This window comes from Shimia isoporae, from assembly GCF_004346865.1.
In the GTDB taxonomy this organism is placed as follows: domain Bacteria; phylum Pseudomonadota; class Alphaproteobacteria; order Rhodobacterales; family Rhodobacteraceae; genus Shimia; species Shimia isoporae.
The window spans coordinates 385986-404294 of record NZ_SMGR01000001.1; the positions used below are offsets into that span (position 1 = coordinate 385986).

General features: G+C 55.4%; 16 protein-coding genes. 15 read left to right on the top strand and 1 reads right to left on the bottom strand.

Annotated elements, in window-relative coordinates:
- Position 1: 1 nt before the first annotated feature.
- The 15 genes from BXY66_RS01935 to BXY66_RS02005 all read left to right on the top strand — a co-directional run bounded on the left by BXY66_RS01935 (position 2) and on the right by BXY66_RS02005 (position 17393).
- Complete coding sequence (locus BXY66_RS01935; protein WP_243694273.1) at positions 2-1309, top strand: cytochrome-c peroxidase; 1308 nt, start codon at positions 2-4, stop codon at positions 1307-1309.
- Positions 1306-2193, top strand: a complete 888-nt coding sequence (locus BXY66_RS01940; protein ID WP_132858495.1) for a PfkB family carbohydrate kinase — start codon at positions 1306-1308, stop codon at positions 2191-2193. Before BXY66_RS01935 ends, BXY66_RS01940 begins: the two co-directional genes overlap by 4 nt.
- Entirely contained in the window at positions 2190-3218 is a 1029-nt protein-coding gene (locus tag BXY66_RS01945) for a tagatose 1,6-diphosphate aldolase (protein WP_132858496.1), read from the top strand. Before BXY66_RS01940 ends, BXY66_RS01945 begins: the two co-directional genes overlap by 4 nt.
- 11 nt (positions 3219-3229) lie before the next feature.
- On the top strand, positions 3230-4612 hold the full coding sequence (locus tag BXY66_RS01950) for a hypothetical protein (RefSeq protein ID WP_132858497.1): 1383 nt from the start codon (positions 3230-3232) through the stop codon (positions 4610-4612).
- A gap of 1 nt (position 4613) precedes the next feature.
- Positions 4614-5699, top strand: coding sequence for a Gfo/Idh/MocA family protein (locus BXY66_RS01955; protein ID WP_132858498.1), 1086 nt, complete (start codon positions 4614-4616; stop codon positions 5697-5699).
- Complete coding sequence (locus BXY66_RS01960; protein ID WP_132858499.1) at positions 5696-6694, top strand: aldose epimerase family protein; 999 nt, start codon at positions 5696-5698, stop codon at positions 6692-6694. The genes BXY66_RS01955 and BXY66_RS01960 overlap by 4 nt, the downstream gene beginning before the upstream one ends.
- Complete coding sequence (locus BXY66_RS01965) at positions 6691-8139, top strand: NAD-dependent succinate-semialdehyde dehydrogenase (protein ID WP_132858500.1); 1449 nt, start codon at positions 6691-6693, stop codon at positions 8137-8139. The genes BXY66_RS01960 and BXY66_RS01965 overlap by 4 nt, the downstream gene beginning before the upstream one ends.
- Before the next feature lie 29 nt (positions 8140-8168).
- Positions 8169-9086: a hydroxyacid dehydrogenase gene (locus BXY66_RS01970; RefSeq protein WP_132858501.1), complete on the top strand. Its 918-nt coding sequence runs from the start codon at positions 8169-8171 to the stop codon at positions 9084-9086.
- A gap of 20 nt (positions 9087-9106) precedes the next feature.
- Positions 9107-9613 (top strand): sulfopyruvate decarboxylase subunit alpha, encoded by a 507-nt coding sequence (gene comD, locus BXY66_RS01975; protein WP_243694274.1) that lies wholly within the window; start codon positions 9107-9109, stop codon positions 9611-9613.
- Entirely contained in the window at positions 9610-10164 is a 555-nt protein-coding gene (comE, locus tag BXY66_RS01980; protein ID WP_132858502.1) for a sulfopyruvate decarboxylase subunit beta, read from the top strand. Before comD ends, comE begins: the two co-directional genes overlap by 4 nt.
- A gap of 229 nt (positions 10165-10393) precedes the next feature.
- Complete coding sequence (locus BXY66_RS01985) at positions 10394-11929, top strand: ABC transporter substrate-binding protein (RefSeq protein ID WP_132860306.1); 1536 nt, start codon at positions 10394-10396, stop codon at positions 11927-11929.
- Positions 11930-12082: 153 nt separating this feature from the next.
- Entirely contained in the window at positions 12083-13648 is a 1566-nt protein-coding gene (locus tag BXY66_RS01990) for an ABC transporter substrate-binding protein (RefSeq protein ID WP_132858503.1), read from the top strand.
- Positions 13649-13756: 108 nt separating this feature from the next.
- Positions 13757-14737: an ABC transporter permease gene (locus tag BXY66_RS01995; RefSeq protein WP_132858504.1), complete on the top strand. Its 981-nt coding sequence runs from the start codon at positions 13757-13759 to the stop codon at positions 14735-14737.
- On the top strand, positions 14737-15684 hold the full coding sequence (locus tag BXY66_RS02000) for an ABC transporter permease (protein WP_132858505.1): 948 nt from the start codon (positions 14737-14739) through the stop codon (positions 15682-15684). The genes BXY66_RS01995 and BXY66_RS02000 overlap by 1 nt, the downstream gene beginning before the upstream one ends.
- A complete protein-coding gene (locus tag BXY66_RS02005; RefSeq protein WP_132858506.1) occupies positions 15681-17393 on the top strand; it encodes an ABC transporter ATP-binding protein in 1713 nt (570 codons plus the stop codon). The genes BXY66_RS02000 and BXY66_RS02005 overlap by 4 nt, the downstream gene beginning before the upstream one ends.
- 33 nt (positions 17394-17426) lie before the next feature.
- On the opposite strand, the gene BXY66_RS02010 is transcribed toward BXY66_RS02005, so the two are convergent.
- Positions 17427-18224, bottom strand: coding sequence for an N-acyl homoserine lactonase family protein (locus BXY66_RS02010; RefSeq protein WP_132858507.1), 798 nt, complete (start codon positions 18222-18224; stop codon positions 17427-17429).
- Between the last annotated feature and the right edge of the window lie 85 nt (positions 18225-18309).

The window sequence follows — 18309 nt, forward strand, 5'->3', positions numbered from 1 at the left end:
TGTGGTAGTTCTGAGCGCACTCGCGTGGGCGCCCGCGTATGGGAACCCGCTTCCGAAGCCGTTGCAAGAGGCAGATTTTCCCGCAGTCGATCCGGCGAAAGCGAAGTTGGGGCAGTTGTTGTTTTTTGATCCGATCTTGTCGGGAAACCAAAACATCGCGTGCGCGACTTGCCATCATCCGCAACTGGGCTCCGGTGATGGACTGAGCCTTGGCATCGGAGAGGGCGGCGAAGGCCTCGGCAAAGAACGAACCCCCGGAGAGGGAGATTCAAAGATCGCAAAGCGCATTCCCCGCAACGCGCCCGCGCTTTGGAACCTTGGCGCTAAAGAGATCAATATTTTGTTCCACGACGGGCGGCTCTCACTGTCGGACATTTATGAAAATGGGTTCGACAGTCCCGCGCAAGAGTGGTTGCCTGAGGGACTTGATTCAATTCTTGCCGCGCAGGCGCTGTTTCCGATGACAGCCGAATTTGAGATGGCAGGGAACCCAAAAGAAAATCAGATTGCGGGTGCTGTGTATGACCGTATCGACAACGTGTGGCCAATTGTGGCCAAGCGGGTGCGTGTGATCCCAGAGTATTCTGAAATGTTCATCGCCGCATTCGACGATGTCGATCAAGCCCTGGATATCAACATCACTCACGTTGTGAACGCGATAGCTGCGTTTGAAACGCATGAGTTTACGAGTTTTGACAGCCCATATGACGCCTTTCTGAACGGAGATTCGGCGGCATTGGATGCGGACCAGCAGGCCGGTCTTGACTTGTTTTTTGGAAAGGCGAAGTGCGGTTCTTGCCATTCCGGAAAGCTGTTGAGTGATCAGAAATTTCATGCGTTGATGTTGCCGCATTTCGGACCCGGAAAAACTCGGCAATGGGACCCAGTTGTACGGGATGTCGGACGCATGGGTGCGAGCGACCGACTTGAGGACGCCTACCGGTTCCGGACCCCAATGTTGCGTAACGTGGCCATGACTGCGCCCTATGGGCATAATGGTGCTTACGCCGATCTGGAAAGTATGGTGCGCCATCACCTGAATCCGCGCGAGGCCTTCGAGGCGTGGGAGACCAGCAACGCGGTTCTTCCAGCGGTTCCCTGGTTGGCGAAAGCAGATTTCCTCGCATTTCAGGACAGCCGCGAGCGATCACGTCTGGCATCCCGTGCCGACATTGATCCCGTAGAACTGTCGGATGCGGAGGTTGCGCAGTTGATAGCGTTTTTGAATGCGCTGACGGGAACGGAGTCGATCAAAGGGCGTCTTGGTATCCCAGATCGAGTGCCTAGCGGGCTGGAGGTGCCGAAATGAGCAAGGTTTTGTGCGTCGGCGCGGCCGTCGTGGATTTTGTATTTCATTTGGAAACGCTGCCCAGATTGCCGGAAAAGTATGGCACCGACGAAGCCGACATAGTCGGTGGTGGATGTGCGGCAAATGCAGCCGTTGCCATAGCACGTTTGGGCGGAGAAGCGTTTCTTGGTGCACGTCTCGGCGATGATAGCATTGGTGATCTGATCCTTGCCGATTTGGAGCGGGAAGGCGTTGACGTGACTAATGTGACACGTACTAAAGGCGCGAAGAGCTCTTATTCATCCGTGCTTCTGGATGCCCAAGGCGAACGTCAAATTGTAAACTTCCGTGGTGCCGGTTTGGTTTTGGCAACAGACTGGTTCCAGAATCTCGAGGAAATTGGCGCGGTGTTAACGGACACCCGACGGGTGGATGCTGCTATGGACGCGCTGCAACTGGCGGCAGGCCGAGGCATTCCCGGCGTGCTCGATGGAGAGGCGCCGATAGACCCTGTTTTGATGAGCGCGGCGAGCCACGTTGCTTTGTCGATGCAGGGGCTGCGTGATCTCAATCCAAATGCGGATATCGAAGATGCCCTCTTGGCCATATCCAAGGTCCATGATTGCTGGGCATGTGTTACCGACGGCGCAGACGGCGTTTGGTTTACGGATGGTGACGCGGTTCGTCATGTTCCCGCGTTCAATATTTCCCCGGTAGACACACTGGGAGCCGGAGATGTCTGGCACGGAATTTTCGCACTGATGCTTGCCGAAGGCATGGGTGAGGAAGAGGCAATTCGCTACGCCAACGGCGCGGCTGCACTGAAATGTATGACAAAAGGCGGGCGGGCCGGAGCACCGAGCCGCGCTGCGCTTGAGGACTTCCTGAAGGAGAAGACGCAATGATCACTCTCACCCCCGGTAAGCTGAGCGGCATGCGCCGCATGGCGGATGAGAACGGCATTTACAAGATGACTGCCGTGGACCAGCGCCCACCGATCAAAGGCCCGATTGCAAAGCACCTAGGCGTTGAACAGGCGCCTTGGGAACAGGTGGCAAAGTTCAAAGGTATGTTGGTTGAAACGCTTCAGGGGCACTCCACGGCAATGCTTTTGGATCCCCATTATGCAATCCCGTACTCTTTCGACACCTTGATCCCGCATAAGGGGCTCGTTGTCACGCTGGAAGACAGTCTGTTTACCGAGACCCCTAGTGGTCGCCTCTCGTCGAGCATCGACAACTGGTCGGTGGGCAAGATCAAGCGAATGGGCGGCGATGCCGTCAAGGTGTTGGCATGGTATCGTCCGGACGCTTCCGATGAAGTCAACCAGGCGCAGAAAGACTATGTGAAGCAGATTGGTGACGATTGCGCGAAATACGACATTCCTTTTCTTTTTGAATTGCTGGTGTACCCGCTGGCTGCGGATGCTCATCAAACCAAAGAATACGTGGAAATGAAGGGCAAGAAGGCGGATGACGTGCTGGCCTCTGTGGAGGAGTTTGCCAAGCCGGAATACGGCGTTGACGTATTCAAGCTGGAAAGCCCGGTAAATGCAGCGGATGCAGACGGGAGCGCCGATGTGCAGGCTGTTTTTGACGAAATGGGCCGACTTGCAGGTCGCCCTTGGGTGATGTTGTCGGCCGGCGCGGGTAAAGCGGAGTTCCGTAATGTTCTAGATCACGCGTTCAAAGCGGGTGCATCGGGTTTTCTGGCCGGCCGTGCAATCTGGCTCGATGCGTTCAACGCCTATCCTGATTGGGATGCCATCCGTGCTGGCCTTGAAGGTGATGCGGTAGATTATATGAAGGACATCTCAGCTCTGGCCGACGCCAAAGCCGCCAACTGGGCAAAACACGCCTGCTATGGCGAAGGTGGTGCGCGGTTGCGGGCTGAAGATGCGTCCTTCCGTGCGGAATACGCAGACATCTAAGGACAAAATCGATGAAATTAGGCATTCTGCCCTTGGGCCGCCCAACCTTTGATGTTCCATTTGCCGAGGAAAACCTGTCTGGGATGCTGCTGGCACTAGATGCAACAGGGCATGAAATCGTGGGCCCTCGCGAATTGCTCTTTGACGAAGAAGCAACCCGCGACGGCATTGAAACGCTGAAAGCTGCGGATGTGGATCATGTTATGATCCTTCAGGTCACCTTTACTGACGCCTCCATGACTGTGACTATCGGGGCAGCCTTCGATGTTCCGTTGTCAATCTGGTCGATTCCGGAGCCGCGCCTTGGTGATCGTCTCCGACTAAATTCGTTTTGCGGGCTGAACCTTGCAAGCCACGCGCTTGGTTTGAATTATCGAGAGTTTGGTTGGCTCTACGCTGATCCAACGGGCGATGTTGCCGGCGATTTGGCTGCGATGCTTGCAGGAGAGCGTATGGCGGGCAAGTTGGCGTTGAGCGATGTTCCGGAAACGACCGACGCAGGGCGCGCAATCGCGCAGGCAGTCCATGGTCAACGGATCGCTCGGATTGGCGAGCACCCAGTTGGTTTTGATACTTGTGCCTACGACAAGGCTGCAATGCGTGACCTGTCTGGTGTCGAAGTCGATGAGCTTGCTCTTGAGGATTTGTTCAACTTGGCAAAAGCAGCACCTGCGGAGGAGGCAGCTGCTTTGCGGGCGCAAGCCGACGAGGAACTGACTGGGCTGGATGAAGTAGATCCAGAAGAACTGGATCGCTCGTTGAGACTAAAGGTTGGCCTGGACGCGCTTAAGCACAAGGGCGGGTATTCTGCCTTCGCTATTCGTTGCTGGCCGGAGACTTTTACCGAGTATGGCGGAGCAGTATGTGGTCCAGCGGCCATGATGGGTGAGGCGCGGGTTCCTTGCGCTTGTGAGGCGGACGTCTATGGAGCGTTAACCCAAATGGTACTTGCCGCAGCCGCAGATGCGCCGGTGTTTTTGACAGATCTGGTCGATATGGATGGACAGGACAACACGGGAGTTGTGTGGCATTGTGGTCAGGCGCCTTTGTCTATGATCGATCCGGACGCAAAGGCCGAGGCGACCATTCACACAAATCGCAAGCAACCGCTTTTGTACCAATTTCCGCTCAAGGCTGGCGAAGTCACGCTTATGCGGATCAGCCAAGCACACGGGCGCCCTCATATGGTGCTAAGCAAAGCCGAGATGCTCAAGCGTCCGATGAGCTTTACTGGCACGTCCGGTGTTTTGCGCTTCGAACGAGGGGCGGAACAGGTGCTTGCCGATATCATCGCTAGCGGTCTTGAGCACCACATGGCTCTGGCCTACGGAGATCATCGCGCGGCGTTGCGCGGCGCGGCTGGGGCCATGGGCCTGCCGCTTCTGGAGATATGAAATGACAATTCGATATGGCCTGATCGGTTCAGGCATGATGGGGCAGGAGCACATCCGCAACCTCAATTTGCTTGAGGGGTGTGAAGTGACGGCAGTAACCGATCCTGACGAAGGTATGCGCCAACTGTCTGTAGAGACATCGGGTGGTTCCGCACGTGCATTCGCGGACTATAAAGACATGGTCGGGTCTGGATTGGTTGACGCGCTTCTGATTGCTGCGCCAAACGATACGCACCACGAAATTCTATTGGACGTTCTGGAAACGCCGCTGCCGATTTTGGTGGAAAAACCGCTTTGCACCACCTCGGCACATTGTTCCGAAGTGCTGGTCAAAGCTGAAAAAAGGACTGCGCCAGTTTGGGTGGCGATGGAATATCGCTACATGCCGCCGGTGCAGCGACTTCTTAAAGAACTCAGAGATGGCACTGCTGGCATTCCTCGGATGATGGCAATCCGCGAGCATCGCTTTCCGTTTCTGGACAAAGTTGGGGATTGGAATCGATTCAATGCCCGCACCGGTGGCACTCTTGTAGAAAAATGTTGCCACTTCTGGGACCTGATGCGCTTGACGCTTGAAAGTAATCCGGTGCGGGTTTTTGCTTCGGCTGGCGTTGACGTGAACCATCTGGATGAGACTTATGACGGTCAGATCCCGGATATTTTGGACAACGCGTTCGTCACAGTCGATTTCGAAAATGGCGCGCGCGGCATGCTTGATCTGTGCATGTTTGCGGAGGGGTCCTATTGGCAGGAGACCATTGCCGTGACAGGTGCCAAGGCCCGTATCGAGGCGAAGGTACCAGGGCCAGCGAGGTTCACTGTCGACAAGAAAGAGCGACATTCAGAAATCGAAATCTCGCATCGCGCCAGCAAGGAAGTAGTCGTGGAGACAGTGGATGTTGACGAGAAAGTGCTTGCCGCGGGCGATCACCACGGATCGACGTTCTTCCAACACGAACGGTTCCGTGATCTTGTGCGCGCCGGAAACGGCACGCCCGAGGTAAGTCTGGAAGACGGGCTCTGGTCGGTGCGTGTCGGTGAAGCAGCCGAGGAAAGTGCCCGTACGGGCCAAGCGATAAGCCTATGATTGAAGAATGGGGACAAATGCCGGACGGCAATACAGTCAAGCGCGTTCGGCTTGAAGGCGGTGGACTGACTGCAAATGTGCTCACATACGGCGCAGTGTTGCAGGACCTCCGCCTTTCGGGTCACGACGCACCCTTGGTTCTGGGTTTTCCGGAATTTGCCCCATACTTAACGCGGTCGCCGTACTTTGGTGCAACGGCCGGTCGGTTTGCGAACCGCATTCGTGACGGTCATCTTGAACTGGATGGAGAGACCTATCAGCTAGATACCAATTTTATCGGGAAGCATACGCTACACGGCGGTGCGGATAGCATGGGTAAGCGGCTATGGGTGATCGAAGCTCACTCTCCAAGCAGCGTGACAATGAAGATCGTTCTGGAGGACGGACATATGGGGTTTCCCGGTGCGCTGACTGCCAGAGTGGAAATTACGCTACTTGATGCCGGTGTATTGGATTTAAAGATGACGGCGGAGGCCGATAAGGCCACCATCTGCTCGCTTGCCCACCACAGTTATTTCACGCTCGATGAATGCGGGCGGATTTCGGACCATCTTTTGTCGATTGACGCGGACCGTTTCACGCCAGTTGACGATGAACTTATCCCGACGGGTGAGTTACCTGTCGTTGCCGGCTCTCAATTTGATTTCCGCCGAGCGGCGCCTGTGAAGCAAGCCCACGATGTTGATCACAATTTCTGTCTGTCGGATACGCGCGAAGCAATACGGAGTGTGGCAACACTGAGCAGCACGATTTCGGGTGTTACCATGCTGTGCCGTACAACCGAGCCGGGATTGCAGGTCTATGACGGATCCAACATCGATATCGACATACCCGGTTTGCATGGGCAGCCAATGGGGGCTTATGCGGGCCTTGCCATGGAACCTCAAATCTGGCCTGACGCACACCACCATTCTCATTTCCCGCAAGCCGTACTTCGGCCCGGAGAAACTTACACTCAACACACGCAATTCGTCTTTTCAAAGGGGGAGACATGAGCAACTTCAACGGTTTGATGATGGAGGCCAACCTGATCGGTGGCCAGTGGGTCGGCGCCGATAGCGGCACGGCGATTGATGTAACCAACCCGGCGACAGGCGATGTTCTGGGTACTGTGCCAAATGCGGGTGGAGATGAGACCCAGCGGGCGATTGCAGCGGCAAGCGCCGCGTTCAAGACGTTTAGCCGCACGCCTCTGTCGGAGCGGGTGGGACTTTTGCAAAAGCTGCATGACGCCTTGATGGACAATCAGGAAGATCTCGCGCAGATGCTAACAGCAGAACAGGGCAAGCCCATCTTTGAGGCGCGTGGCGAAATTGCTATTGGAGCGGCCTACGTGAAGTGGTTCGCCGAGGAAATCCGCCGTGCGAAGGGGGAGATTATTCCTGCCCCGGGCAATGATCGCCGCCTGATGACGACAAGACATCCTGTGGGTGTTGTGGGCGCAATCACTCCGTGGAACTTCCCATCATCCATGTTGGCGCGCAAGCTCGCTCCGGCTCTGGCCGCAGGCTGTACCGTTGTTGCAAAGCCGGCAACGTCTACACCTTACAGTGGACTTGTCTGGGGCAAACTGTGCCAGGACGTCGGGTATCCCGATGGTGTGGTCAACATCCTAACTGGTTCGGCCCGCGGCATTGGCGGTGCCATCATGGAAAGCCCGGACGTTCGAAAAGTGACCTTCACAGGCTCTACCGAAGTGGGCAAGACTCTGATCCGCCAGTCCGCGGACACCGTGAAGAAGGTATCGATGGAACTGGGCGGTAACGCACCTTTCCTCGTTTTTGATGATGCGGATGTGGACGCCGCCATCGAGGGCGCGATGATTGCGAAATTCCGCAACATGGGACAGACCTGTGTCTGCACCAACCGTTTCTACGTTCAGGCCGGCATTCACGACACATTTGTGGCAAAGCTGAAAGAGGCTGTAGCGGCTCTGAAGCTTGGTAATGGTGCCGAAGATGGTGTGCAGCAGGGGCCGCTTATCGACGATGGCGCGGTGGCGAAAGTTGAGGAGTTCATCGACGACGCAACTTCCAAAGGCGGCGACGTGGTGCAGGGCGGCAAGCGCCATGCCAATGGCGGCAGCTTCTTTGAGCCGACAGTGATCACAGGTGCGACGCAGGACATGATGTTCGCCAAGGAAGAGATCTTTGGCCCACTCGCGGCAGTCTTCAAGTTTGAAGACGAAGACGCCGTAATTGAGATGGCAAATGACACGGACTTCGGTTTGGCGGCCTATGCATATACCCGCGATATCGCGCGCGCGTTCCGCCTGAACGAGGGGCTGGAGTACGGCATGGTTGGAATCAATACCGGCCTCATCACCACCGTTGAAGCACCCTTTGGTGGGGTGAAGGAAAGCGGCATGGGCAAAGAAGGCGGCAGCCAAGGTCTCGACGACTACATGGAGACAAAATACTTCTGCGTGGCCGGTCTCTGAGACGATCAGATCAAGGGAGGAGGAACCCGATGATTTTGATCACCGAGTTCATGGATGAAGACGCGGTTGGGCGGTTGAAGGCCGCCCACGCTACAACCTACGCACCGGAATTGGCGGACACGCAAGATAACATTCCGGCACGGATGGCTGGGATTAAGGCACTTATCGTCCGTAACAGAACGCAGGTTACCGCTGCGCTCTTGGATGCTTCACCAGACCTGAAGTGTGTCGGTCGACTTGGCGTGGGCTTAGACAACATTGATCTCGAGGCTTGCAAAGCCCGGAAAGTTGAAGTCATGCCTGCGCTCGGGGCCAACACCCTGTCAGTTGCCGAATATGTGGTCACCAATGCAGCCATCCTTTTGCGGGACGCCTATCATTCCAAGCACGCAATGATGGCGGGTAAATGGCCGCGCGCCCAATCTTCGGGCCGCGAAATCGGCGGCCGGAAGCTTGGTCTTTTGGGCTTCGGAGCAAACGCTCAGGAAACCGGCAGGCTTGCGCGGGCGATGGGGATGTCTCTGATTGCGTATGACCCATTCTTGCCCGCAGACCACCCAGCATGGGCAGAAGCAGAGCGTGGCGAAATTTCACAGGTGCTCTCTAGGTCGGATGTTGTGAGTTTGCATGTACCACTCACAGATGAGACGCGGCACATTATCAACACCGAAAGCCTAGCCCAGATGAAAAATGGGGCTGTTTTGATCAACGCCGCTCGGGGCGGCGTAGTAGATGAAAAGGCGCTGGTGGCGGCTATGGCGTCCGGCCATATCGCCGGTGCGGCATTGGATGTTTTTGAAACCGAACCTCTTACACAAGAGGCGGCCGCAATTTTCAAAGGCATTAAGAATCTGATCCTGACACCACACATTGCCGGTGTGACGCAGGACAGCAACGTGCGGGTAAGCACCATGATCGCGGATCTGGTGTTGGACCGGCTGGCATAGTGGAGGAAATGGGAGGAAACATGGTAACTGAAATGGACAAGCAGATCGTGAACGATCTGAAGGCGGCGGGGATTGACTATGTTACCTCGGTGCCGTGCAAACAGCTGGCAGGGGTGATCGAGGTGCTGGAGGAAACGCCTGAGATCATGCACATGCCATCGAACAAAGAAGACGAGGGTATGGGGCTTTGCGCCGGTGCTTATATGGGCGGAATGAAGCCCTGCATCGTGATGCAAAACACTGCACTTGGCGTGGTCGTGAATACTTTGGCAACGTTGATTCAGTTCTATCAGATACCACTACCGATGCTGATCTCGTATCGTGGAGAAGTGGGTGAACCGGTGGCGTGTCAGGTAGAAATGGCACTGCACACAAAGGCGATACTCAACCAGATGCACATTCCGACATATCACTTCCATAAACCGGAAGACGCCGCGGAGCTGCCTGGCATTCTTGAGTATTGCCAGATGGCAAGCAAACCGGTCGCGATCCTTTGCGATGCAACCTTCTGGAGGGCTTCGGCATGATCCGAAATGATGTTTTCCAAACCCTGAAATCCGTGATTAGCGAACACCTAGTGGTGTGCAACATCGGCGCGCCGAGCCAAGAGTTGCATGCGATGGACGATCAGCCGTCCAATTTCTACATGCTGGGTACGATGGGGCTGGCAAGTTCGATTGGCCTTGGTCTGGCGGCGGCGCAGGACAAGCCGGTGATTGCGATTGATGGCGATGGGTCGGTACTGACCAACCTCGGAACGTTGGCGACAATCGGCAACAACCCGCAAGGCAACTACACTCTTCTGATCATCGACAACGGGTCTTATGGCTCGACAGGAGACCAGCCGACCTATGCCGGCATGAACACAGATTTGGCGGCCGTCGCAAAGGCGTGCGGTGCGCAAAATGTGCAAACGGTGAGCGCAGAACAGACCGCGGATGCCGTTAAGGCAGCCATCGAGTCGGACGAGATGACAATCATTGTGTCAAAATGTGAAAGCGGCAACGTGAAGGTACCGGTTATCAAGACCAACCCGATCGTGATCCGTGAGCGTTTCATGGAAGAAGTCCGTTCCTGACGGCAAAAAACACTCAAATTGTGGGGCATGCGCAGCGGTGCATGCCCCTTTTTTATTATTTTTTTCAATTGTTTATGGTGATTATGCGAGGAAGACCTGAACAATTGTTCACAATGGGCTTGTCAAAGGGGGACGAGGGGGAGATCATCCCGCCACAATCACAAAAAGTAGGGGAGTACTTAACGTGAAATTCAAGTCCACACTTCTGGCAACTGCCGCCTTGGTAGCAATGCCGCTGATGGCCGAAGCCGAGACGCTGCGTTGGGCGCGCGCCGGTGACGCGCTGACACTTGACCCGCACGCGCAGAATGAAGGCCCGACATCCGCTCTGGCCCACCAGATCATGGAGCCGCTGGTAATGCGCGACATGACAGGCGCAATGGTACCGGCACTGGCGACCGAATGGGGTCCGTCCGCCGACAATCCGAACATTTGGGTGTTCAAGCTGCGTGAAGGCGTGACCTTCCACGACGGTGCAGAGTTCGATAGCGAAGACGTAAAGTTCTCGCTCGACCGCGCTATGACTGACGATTCCGATTACAAGGAACTTCTGGCCTCGGTGAAAGAGGTCCGGGCGACCGACAAATACACAATCGAGATCGAGACCAACGGTCCGAACCCGATCATGCCCAACAACCTGACCAACATGTTCATGATGGACAAGGACTGGGCAGAGGCAAACAATGCGGTGAAAGTTCAGGACTATGAGGGTGGCGAAGACACCTTTGCAGCCAAGAACGCGAACGGCACCGGTCCATATAAATTGGTGAGCCGTGAGCCCGACGTAAAAACTGTCATGACGATCAACGACAACTATTGGGGTAAAGACGAATTCCCGATGGAAGTGACCGAGATCATCTACACGCCGATTCAGAACGCAGCGACCCGTGTCGCAGCGATGCTGTCCGGCGAAGTTGACTTCATTCAGGATGTCCCGGTGCAAGACCTTGGTCGTGTAGCTGGCACCGACGGTCTGGACGTGCGCACTGCACCGCAAAACCGCGTGATCTTCTTTGGTATGAACCAAGCCGCCGAAGACATCGCCGGTGACGACGTTGATGGCATGAACCCGATGTCGGACGTACGTGTTCGCAAGGCGATGTCCATGGCAATCGACCGCGAAGCGATCAAGAAAGTCGTGATGCGTGGTCAGTCCGCGCCGGCGGGCATGATTGCTCCTCCGTTTGTGAATGGCTGGAACGAAGAAATGGACGGTTCGTCAAAAACCGACATTGACGCAGCAAAAGCCCTTATGGCCGAAGCAGGCTACGCAGACGGCTTTGGCATCACGCTGAACTGCCCGAACGATCGTTACATCAACGATGAAAAGATCTGTCAGGCGGCTGTGGGTATGTTGGCGAAAATCGGCGTTAAGGTGAACCTCGATGCCAAGCCGAAAGCACAGCACTTCCCGCTGATCAACAACCTCGAAACCGACTTCTACATGCTGGGTTGGGGCGTTCCGACTTATGACTCCGAGTATGTGTTCAACTTCCTCGCGCATACCAAGGGCGAGAAATACGGTTCCTGGAACGGCACGCGCTTTAGCGATGCGGATCTTGACGTCAAGATCGAAGCACTGGCGAGTGAAACAGACTTGGACAAGCGCAACATGATGATCAACGAGATCTGGACTGTTGTGCAGGATGAACAGTTGTACATCCCGATTCACCACCAAGTTCTGAACTGGGGCATGAAGTCCAACATCGACACAATTGTCGCGCCGGACGACACTGCGAAGTTCAAATACTTCAAGATGAAGTAAGCAATGCTTACGATTTGACATTGAACCCCGTGCCACCCCTGTGGTGCGGGGTTTTCTTTTGCCTTGGAGCCTTCCTTTGTGGAATGGTTAACGCCATGGGTTGACGTGACGCCTGACTGAACCGCGCCGCAACCGAATTTGAGGGGAAACACAATGAAAAACGCTTTGAGTATTCTGGCGGTTGCGGCTGCATTGGCCGGCCCAGTCGCAGCTAAAGACTTCAAGTGGGCAGGCACGACCGACCCGCAGACAATGGACCCGCATGCCGTGAACACAGCTGCCGTTTTGGGTTTTTTGAACAATGTCTATGAAGGGCTTGTTCGTCGCGGCAAGGACATGTCCATTGAACCGGCGCTGGCGACCAGCTGGGAGCCGATCGGCGACGGCGATGGGTGGCGCTTCTTCTTACGCGAAGGTGTGACCTTTCATGACGGTAGCGCCTTTGATGCTGAAGATGTGCTCTTCTCTTACGAGCGCGCCTCCAACGAAGTCAGCGACACTCGCAGTTGGTTTGCGCCTGTGTCGGAAGTGAAAGTTGTTGACGCATTTACAGTGGACATCATGACGTCCGCGCCAAACCCAATTTTTCCCGACAGCATCGCGAACTGGATGATTGTGGACAAAGATTGGGCAGAAGCCAATGATGCGGCGTTGCCTGACAAAGAAAACGGAAACTACGCTACCCTTAACGCTAACGGAACGGGCGCCTTTATGGTTTCGGAGCGCGAGCCGGGCCTGCGCACAGAGTTGGTGCCGCATGGCGGATGGTGGGGCGAGGCCGAGCATAATATCACGCGCGCCGAGTTTACTCCGGTTCAGAATCCGGCAACTGCCGTTGCGGCCCTCCTGAGTGGCAATGTCGACATGATCAATCCCGTGCCCATTCAGGACGCTGAACGACTAGCGGAATCTGGCGACGTAAACGTTATTCGCGGGATCGAAGCCCGTGTGATCATGCTCGGAATGGCGCAGGAATCTGACGTGCTGAAATATGGCGATGATGCCGGAAAGCCGAACCCATTCCTGGATCCGCGCGTACGGGCTGCCGTGGCGCACGCCGTTAATGTTCCCGCGATTCTGAAAGTGACAATGCGGGGCAACGCCGAACCTGCAAGCCAGTTGGTGAGCCCCGCAATGCGTGGGTATTCGGAAGCGAATGCGGACCGCCCCGCGTTTGATCCAGACAAGGCCAAGGCGCTTTTGGCAGAGGCTGGCTATGCAGATGGTTTCAGCTTTGGTTTGAAATGTCCGAACAACCGTTATCTGAACGACGAGGCGGTTTGTCAGGCTGTGACCTCTATGCTGTCACAGGTTGGTATGACGGCCCAGCTTGAGGCCATGCCGGTCCAAAACTACTGGCCGGAGTTGCGTGCAGACAACTATGATATGTACCTTCTTGGTTGGTCCCCGGGAACCTTTGATGCGGAACATCCGCTTCGGTTCCTTGCTTCGACGCCAAACTCCGAAAAGAAGTTGGGAAGTTGGAACTTTGCCGGGTATTCCAACGCTCGAATCGACGAGCTTTTGCCTATGATCCAGTCGGAAATTGACGACACCAAGCGTCAGGCAATGCTGGATGAGTCCGCAAAGATCTTGCAGGACGAAACAGCCTACGTTCCGATGTATGTTCAGCCGCTCGTTTGGGGGACTGGCAAAAATATTGAGCTGACTCAAAGGCCTGACAACTTCTTTATCCTGCGTTGGGTAACCGTTCAGTAAAGTGTTACAGAAAAATTGCTGAAAAAACGGGCATGTTATGCGTCGGGGCGGTTGACCTTTGTCTGCAAAGGGACCATGGGAGACCGCCTATAAAAGAGGGGCAAATAAATGCTGACTTTTGTCATTCGCAGAGTCTTCCAATCTGCGTTGGTTCTGCTGGTTGTTGGCCTGGTGGCCTTCAGCATGTTCCGCTTCGTTGGAGATCCGATCGACAACATGTTGGGCCAGGAACGTACCGACGCGGACATCGCACGACTGCGCACCGAACTGGGTTTGGACCAACCGTTTCCCGTACAATACGCTAAGTTTCTGCAAGGTGCCGTCGAGGGCAACTTTGGTGTGAGCTACCGTCAAGGCCGCCCTGTAGGCGAAATCCTTGTCGAGCGCGCACCGGCAACGCTTGAGTTGGCCGCAGTGAGCGGTTTCTTCGCAATTACGATCGGTATCGGTCTCGGTGTCTTTACGGCGATCCGTAAAGACGGGTTCTTAGCGAATTTCATCATGTCAGTCTCGCTCATAGGGGTGAGTTTGCCCACATTCCTCATTGGTATCCTGCTGATCTACTTGTTTGCCGTCGTGTTGGGTTGGCTTCCCTCGTTTGGGAGGGGCGACGTCGTTCATTTGGGCTGGTGGAGTACCGGTCTGTTGACCAGTTCAGGTCTGAAGGCGTTGATTTTGCCATCGATTACACTTGGGCTTTACCAAATGACGCTGATTATGCGTCTCGTGCGTTCCGAGATGCTCGAAGTACTGCGTCAGGACTATATCCGATTTGCCCGCGCCCGCGGCCTCAAGGAAAAGTCCGTGAACTTCCATCACGCGCTGAAAAACACTTTGGTGCCGGTTATCACGGTGACCGGCCTCCAGCTTGGATCGATCATCGCGTTTGCGATTATCACCGAGACAGTTTTCCAGTGGCCGGGTGTTGGCTTGCTGTTCATCAACGCAATCCAGTTCGTGGATATCCCGGTCATGGCGGCCTACCTGATGCTGATTTCGGTGATGTTTGTCGGCATCAATTTGATTGTGGATCTATTGTATTTTGCCATCGACCCGCGCCTGCGCGCTGAACAGAAAGGAGCGAAGTGATGTCTGATCAAACCGCTCAATCTGCGACCCAGTCGCGTTTCGCCAAGGCATGGGACAGCGACTTCATGTACAACTTCCGCCATACGCCGGTGGCAGTTGTGTCCTTCTTTGTCGTTCTGTTGCTGATCCTTGGCGCAATCTTTGCTCCGCTGATCGCGCCCTATGATCCGTTTGATCCTTCCTCTCTGGATTTGATGAACGGCTACACGGCTCCGATGGCTCCCAACGACTTTACGGGCGACGTATTCTGGCTCGGAACTGATGATCAGGGGCGTGACGTGTTTTCGACCATTTTGTTCGGCATGCGCATCTCGCTTTTTGTCGGTTTTGCTGCGGTAGCATTTGCAATGGTTCTGGGCATAACCCTTGGCCTGATCGCAGGCTACGTAGGCGGTTGGACCGAGACCATCATCATGCGCGCGGCTGATGTCCAACTGACTTTCCCCGCCATTCTCGTCGCGATGCTGATATTTGGTATCGCCAAAGGGATCACGCCGATCGAGCATCAGGATACAATGGCGATCTGGGTTCTTATTGTGGCGATCGGGCTTTCTGACTGGGTGCAGTTCGCGCGCGTCGTACGCGGTGCGACCCTCGTGGAAAAAGACAAAGAGTATGTGCAAGCAGCCCGCATGATTGGTCGCGGAAAAGGCATCATCATGCTGCGTCACATTCTGCCGAACGTGCTCTCTCCGGTATTGGTTATTGCAACGATCTCTCTTGCGCTTGCCATCATCGCCGAAGCAACACTTTCGTTCCTCGGCGTAGGTGCACCGCCGACCCAGCCGTCATTGGGTACGCTGATCCGGATCGGGCAGGACTTCCTGTTCTCCGGTGAATGGTGGATCATCCTGTTCCCGTCGATCACCCTGCTGGCGCTGGCTTTGTCGGTGAACCTGCTGGGCGACTGGCTGCGTGACGCATTGAATCCGAGGTTGCAGAAATGACCCTTCTTACGATTGAAGACCTGTCCGTCCATTTCCCGACCCGTCACAAGGTTTTTGTGGCCGTCAACGATGCGGACCTGACAGTTGAGCCGGGTGAGATCCATGGTCTCGTGGGAGAATCCGGTGCCGGTAAGTCGACCATTGGCGCGGCGGTGATGGGGTTGCTTGAGCGGCCCGGTCATATCGCGGGCGGCACGGTGTCGTTCAAAGGTGAAAAAATCAGCGGGCGCGATGCCAATGGCATGCGTGCGCTTCGCGGGGCGAAGATTTCTATGATCTTCCAAGACCCGCTGACGTCGTTGAACCCCTTGCTGACCGTTGGCCAGCAGTTGATCGAGACCATCCAGTTCCACCTGAAACTGTCTGACGGCGACAGCCGCAAGCGGGCGATTGAGTTGCTGGATCGTGTCGGCATTCCGCATCCTGAGGAGCGTGTGGACATGTATCCGCATCAGTTCTCCGGCGGTATGCGGCAGCGGGTGGTGATTGCTCTTGCACTTTGTTCTGAGCCAGACGTGATCATTGCGGATGAGCCGACAACGGCACTCGACGTGTCAATTCAGGCGCAGATTCTGGACCTGATCAAGGAGCTAGCGCGCGAGCGGCAGACCGGTGTGATCCTTATCACGCACGATATGGGTGTGATTGCCGACACCACCGACAAGGTGACGGTGATGTATCAAGGTGAGGTTGTGGAAAGCGGCACGACCGAACAGGTCATGGGCGATCCGCAGCACGAATACACCAAGTCGCTGATTGCGGCGGTGCCGCGTCCGACGCTGAAGGTGCATCGTTTCCCGCAGCTGAGCTATGGCGGACGTCAGATCGAGTTCCACATCGACGATCTCGCGCGCAACTGGCACAAGCCGGAGCCGTCGAAATCGGGCACGCTGCTGAAGGTCGACAAGCTGTCGAAGACGTTCTTGCAGAGGGGGCATGTGTTGCCCTCGCGGCGCAAATACTTCACGGCCGTCAACGAAGTCAGCTTTGATATCAAGGACGGAGAAGTCTTTGGCATCGTTGGGGAAAGTGGCTCGGGTAAGTCCACTGTGGCGCGGATGATCGCGACGCTTTACGAGACCAACGGCGGCAAGATCACCTTTGACGAAACCGATGTGACAGCGTTGCACTCGCACAAAGATCTGGAAGGCTACCGCCGCCAGATCCAGATGATCTTTCAGGATCCCTATTCGAGCCTGAACCCACGTATGCGGGTGGACGAGATCATTGCGGAGCCGGTGAAACATCACAAGCTTCTTGAAGGCGCCTCGATTCAGCATCGCGTCGACGAACTGCTTGAACGCGTGGGGCTTGGCTCCGAAGCTGGTCGCAAGTACCCGCACGAGTTTTCCGGTGGGCAACGTCAACGTATCTCGATTGCAAGGGCCCTCGCGACCCAGCCACGCTTCCTGATATGTGATGAACCCACCTCGGCGCTGGATGTGTCTATCCAGGCGCAGATCCTCAATATCCTAAAGGACTTGCAGGAGCACCTCGGCTTGACGATGTTGTTTATCAGTCATGACCTGCCGGTAGTGCGCCAAATGTGTGATCGCGTCGGTGTAATGCGTCAGGGGCAAATGGTGGAAGTGGCAGAAACGGAAGAGCTTTTTGCCAATCCGCAGACTGACTACACTCGTGAATTGCTGAGTTTGATGCCCAAGCTTGAAGGACTTTCGACGGACGGTCTCAAAGACGAAATCGTGTAAAAGCGAACGCCGCCCCAAGGGCGGCGTTTTTTTCTAAAAAGGTTTGTCTGGACCTGTGTCCAAGCGCCAAACAAACCCTGATTGCCCTATACTCGGGTAGTGTTTCGTCACTAATGGATCATGCCCCGGAATGATCCTGCCTTGCGTTCCGCCTAAGCGAAAAAGGGTGTCATAGCCCTTGATCATACTTTCCACGTTCTCGACGATTGGAAACGGCTTTCTGAGTAGGTAATTCTCGTAATAGTGTGCGGCGTCGGAGGCTAGACAGAGGGGACCATACTCTGTGTCGACGTCTACTACTTGGAGACCACGTGAGTGACCGCCCACACAGTGCACACGAACACCTGGCGCAACCTGACCGGGACCATTGTGAAAGACCACGCGACCAGAGTAGACGTGTTTGACCATGTCGCAGACATGATCTGCGGTAAATGGCATGCGAAGCGTGTCGTGGCACATACATGGACCGGTCGCGAACGACATCTCCGCCTCCTGAATGTGAAAAATTGCATTAGGATAGCGGTCCAATCCGCCAGCGTGGTCATAATGTAGATGAGTGATGATAACTGTGTCGATCTTGGCCGCGTCTACATCCATGACTTCCAGTGCCTTGGATGGATCTCTTAGAATCGGACGGTCGCGGCGGTTGGCTTCGGTGCTGTCGTAGCCAGTATCAACAAGTATGTGCCGGTCACCGTTTGTCAGGAGCCAGACAAAGTAGTCCATGCCATGTTGGGCTGCTGGGTGGTCATCAAAGATAAAACTGTCCGCGCGTGTTCGGGTGTTACGATCCGCATACTTAATCGCGTAAACCTTCCAAGAATCCGACATTTTCCCTCCTGAAACCATTCTGGCGCTGGTCTTCCCATCCATATCGGATAGGTTTTTTCGACGTTGTCAAATACTGCAATGCGCA

Excerpts from the sequence above, each read along its gene's own strand:
- BXY66_RS01970 (WP_132858501.1), top strand. The coding sequence starts at position 8,169 with ATGATTTTGATCACCGAGTTCATGGATGAAGACGCGGTTGGGCGGTTG.
- BXY66_RS01965 (WP_132858500.1), top strand. The coding sequence starts at position 6,691 with ATGAGCAACTTCAACGGTTTGATGATGGAGGCCAACCTGATCGGTGGC.
- comE (WP_132858502.1), top strand. The coding sequence starts at position 9,610 with ATGATCCGAAATGATGTTTTCCAAACCCTGAAATCCGTGATTAGCGAA.
- BXY66_RS01950 (WP_132858497.1), top strand. The coding sequence starts at position 3,230 with ATGAAATTAGGCATTCTGCCCTTGGGCCGCCCAACCTTTGATGTTCCA.
- BXY66_RS01990 (WP_132858503.1), top strand. The coding sequence starts at position 12,083 with ATGAAAAACGCTTTGAGTATTCTGGCGGTTGCGGCTGCATTGGCCGGC.
- BXY66_RS01940 (WP_132858495.1), top strand. The coding sequence starts at position 1,306 with ATGAGCAAGGTTTTGTGCGTCGGCGCGGCCGTCGTGGATTTTGTATTT.
- BXY66_RS01995 (WP_132858504.1), top strand. The coding sequence starts at position 13,757 with ATGCTGACTTTTGTCATTCGCAGAGTCTTCCAATCTGCGTTGGTTCTG.
- BXY66_RS01985 (WP_132860306.1), top strand. The coding sequence starts at position 10,394 with ATGCCGCTGATGGCCGAAGCCGAGACGCTGCGTTGGGCGCGCGCCGGT.
- BXY66_RS02010 (WP_132858507.1), bottom strand. The coding sequence starts at position 18,224 with ATGTCGGATTCTTGGAAGGTTTACGCGATTAAGTATGCGGATCGTAAC.
- BXY66_RS01960 (WP_132858499.1), top strand. The coding sequence starts at position 5,696 with ATGATTGAAGAATGGGGACAAATGCCGGACGGCAATACAGTCAAGCGC.
- BXY66_RS02005 (WP_132858506.1), top strand. The coding sequence starts at position 15,681 with ATGACCCTTCTTACGATTGAAGACCTGTCCGTCCATTTCCCGACCCGT.
- BXY66_RS01945 (WP_132858496.1), top strand. The coding sequence starts at position 2,190 with ATGATCACTCTCACCCCCGGTAAGCTGAGCGGCATGCGCCGCATGGCG.
- BXY66_RS01955 (WP_132858498.1), top strand. The coding sequence starts at position 4,614 with ATGACAATTCGATATGGCCTGATCGGTTCAGGCATGATGGGGCAGGAG.
- comD (WP_243694274.1), top strand. The coding sequence starts at position 9,107 with ATGGTAACTGAAATGGACAAGCAGATCGTGAACGATCTGAAGGCGGCG.
- BXY66_RS02000 (WP_132858505.1), top strand. The coding sequence starts at position 14,737 with ATGTCTGATCAAACCGCTCAATCTGCGACCCAGTCGCGTTTCGCCAAG.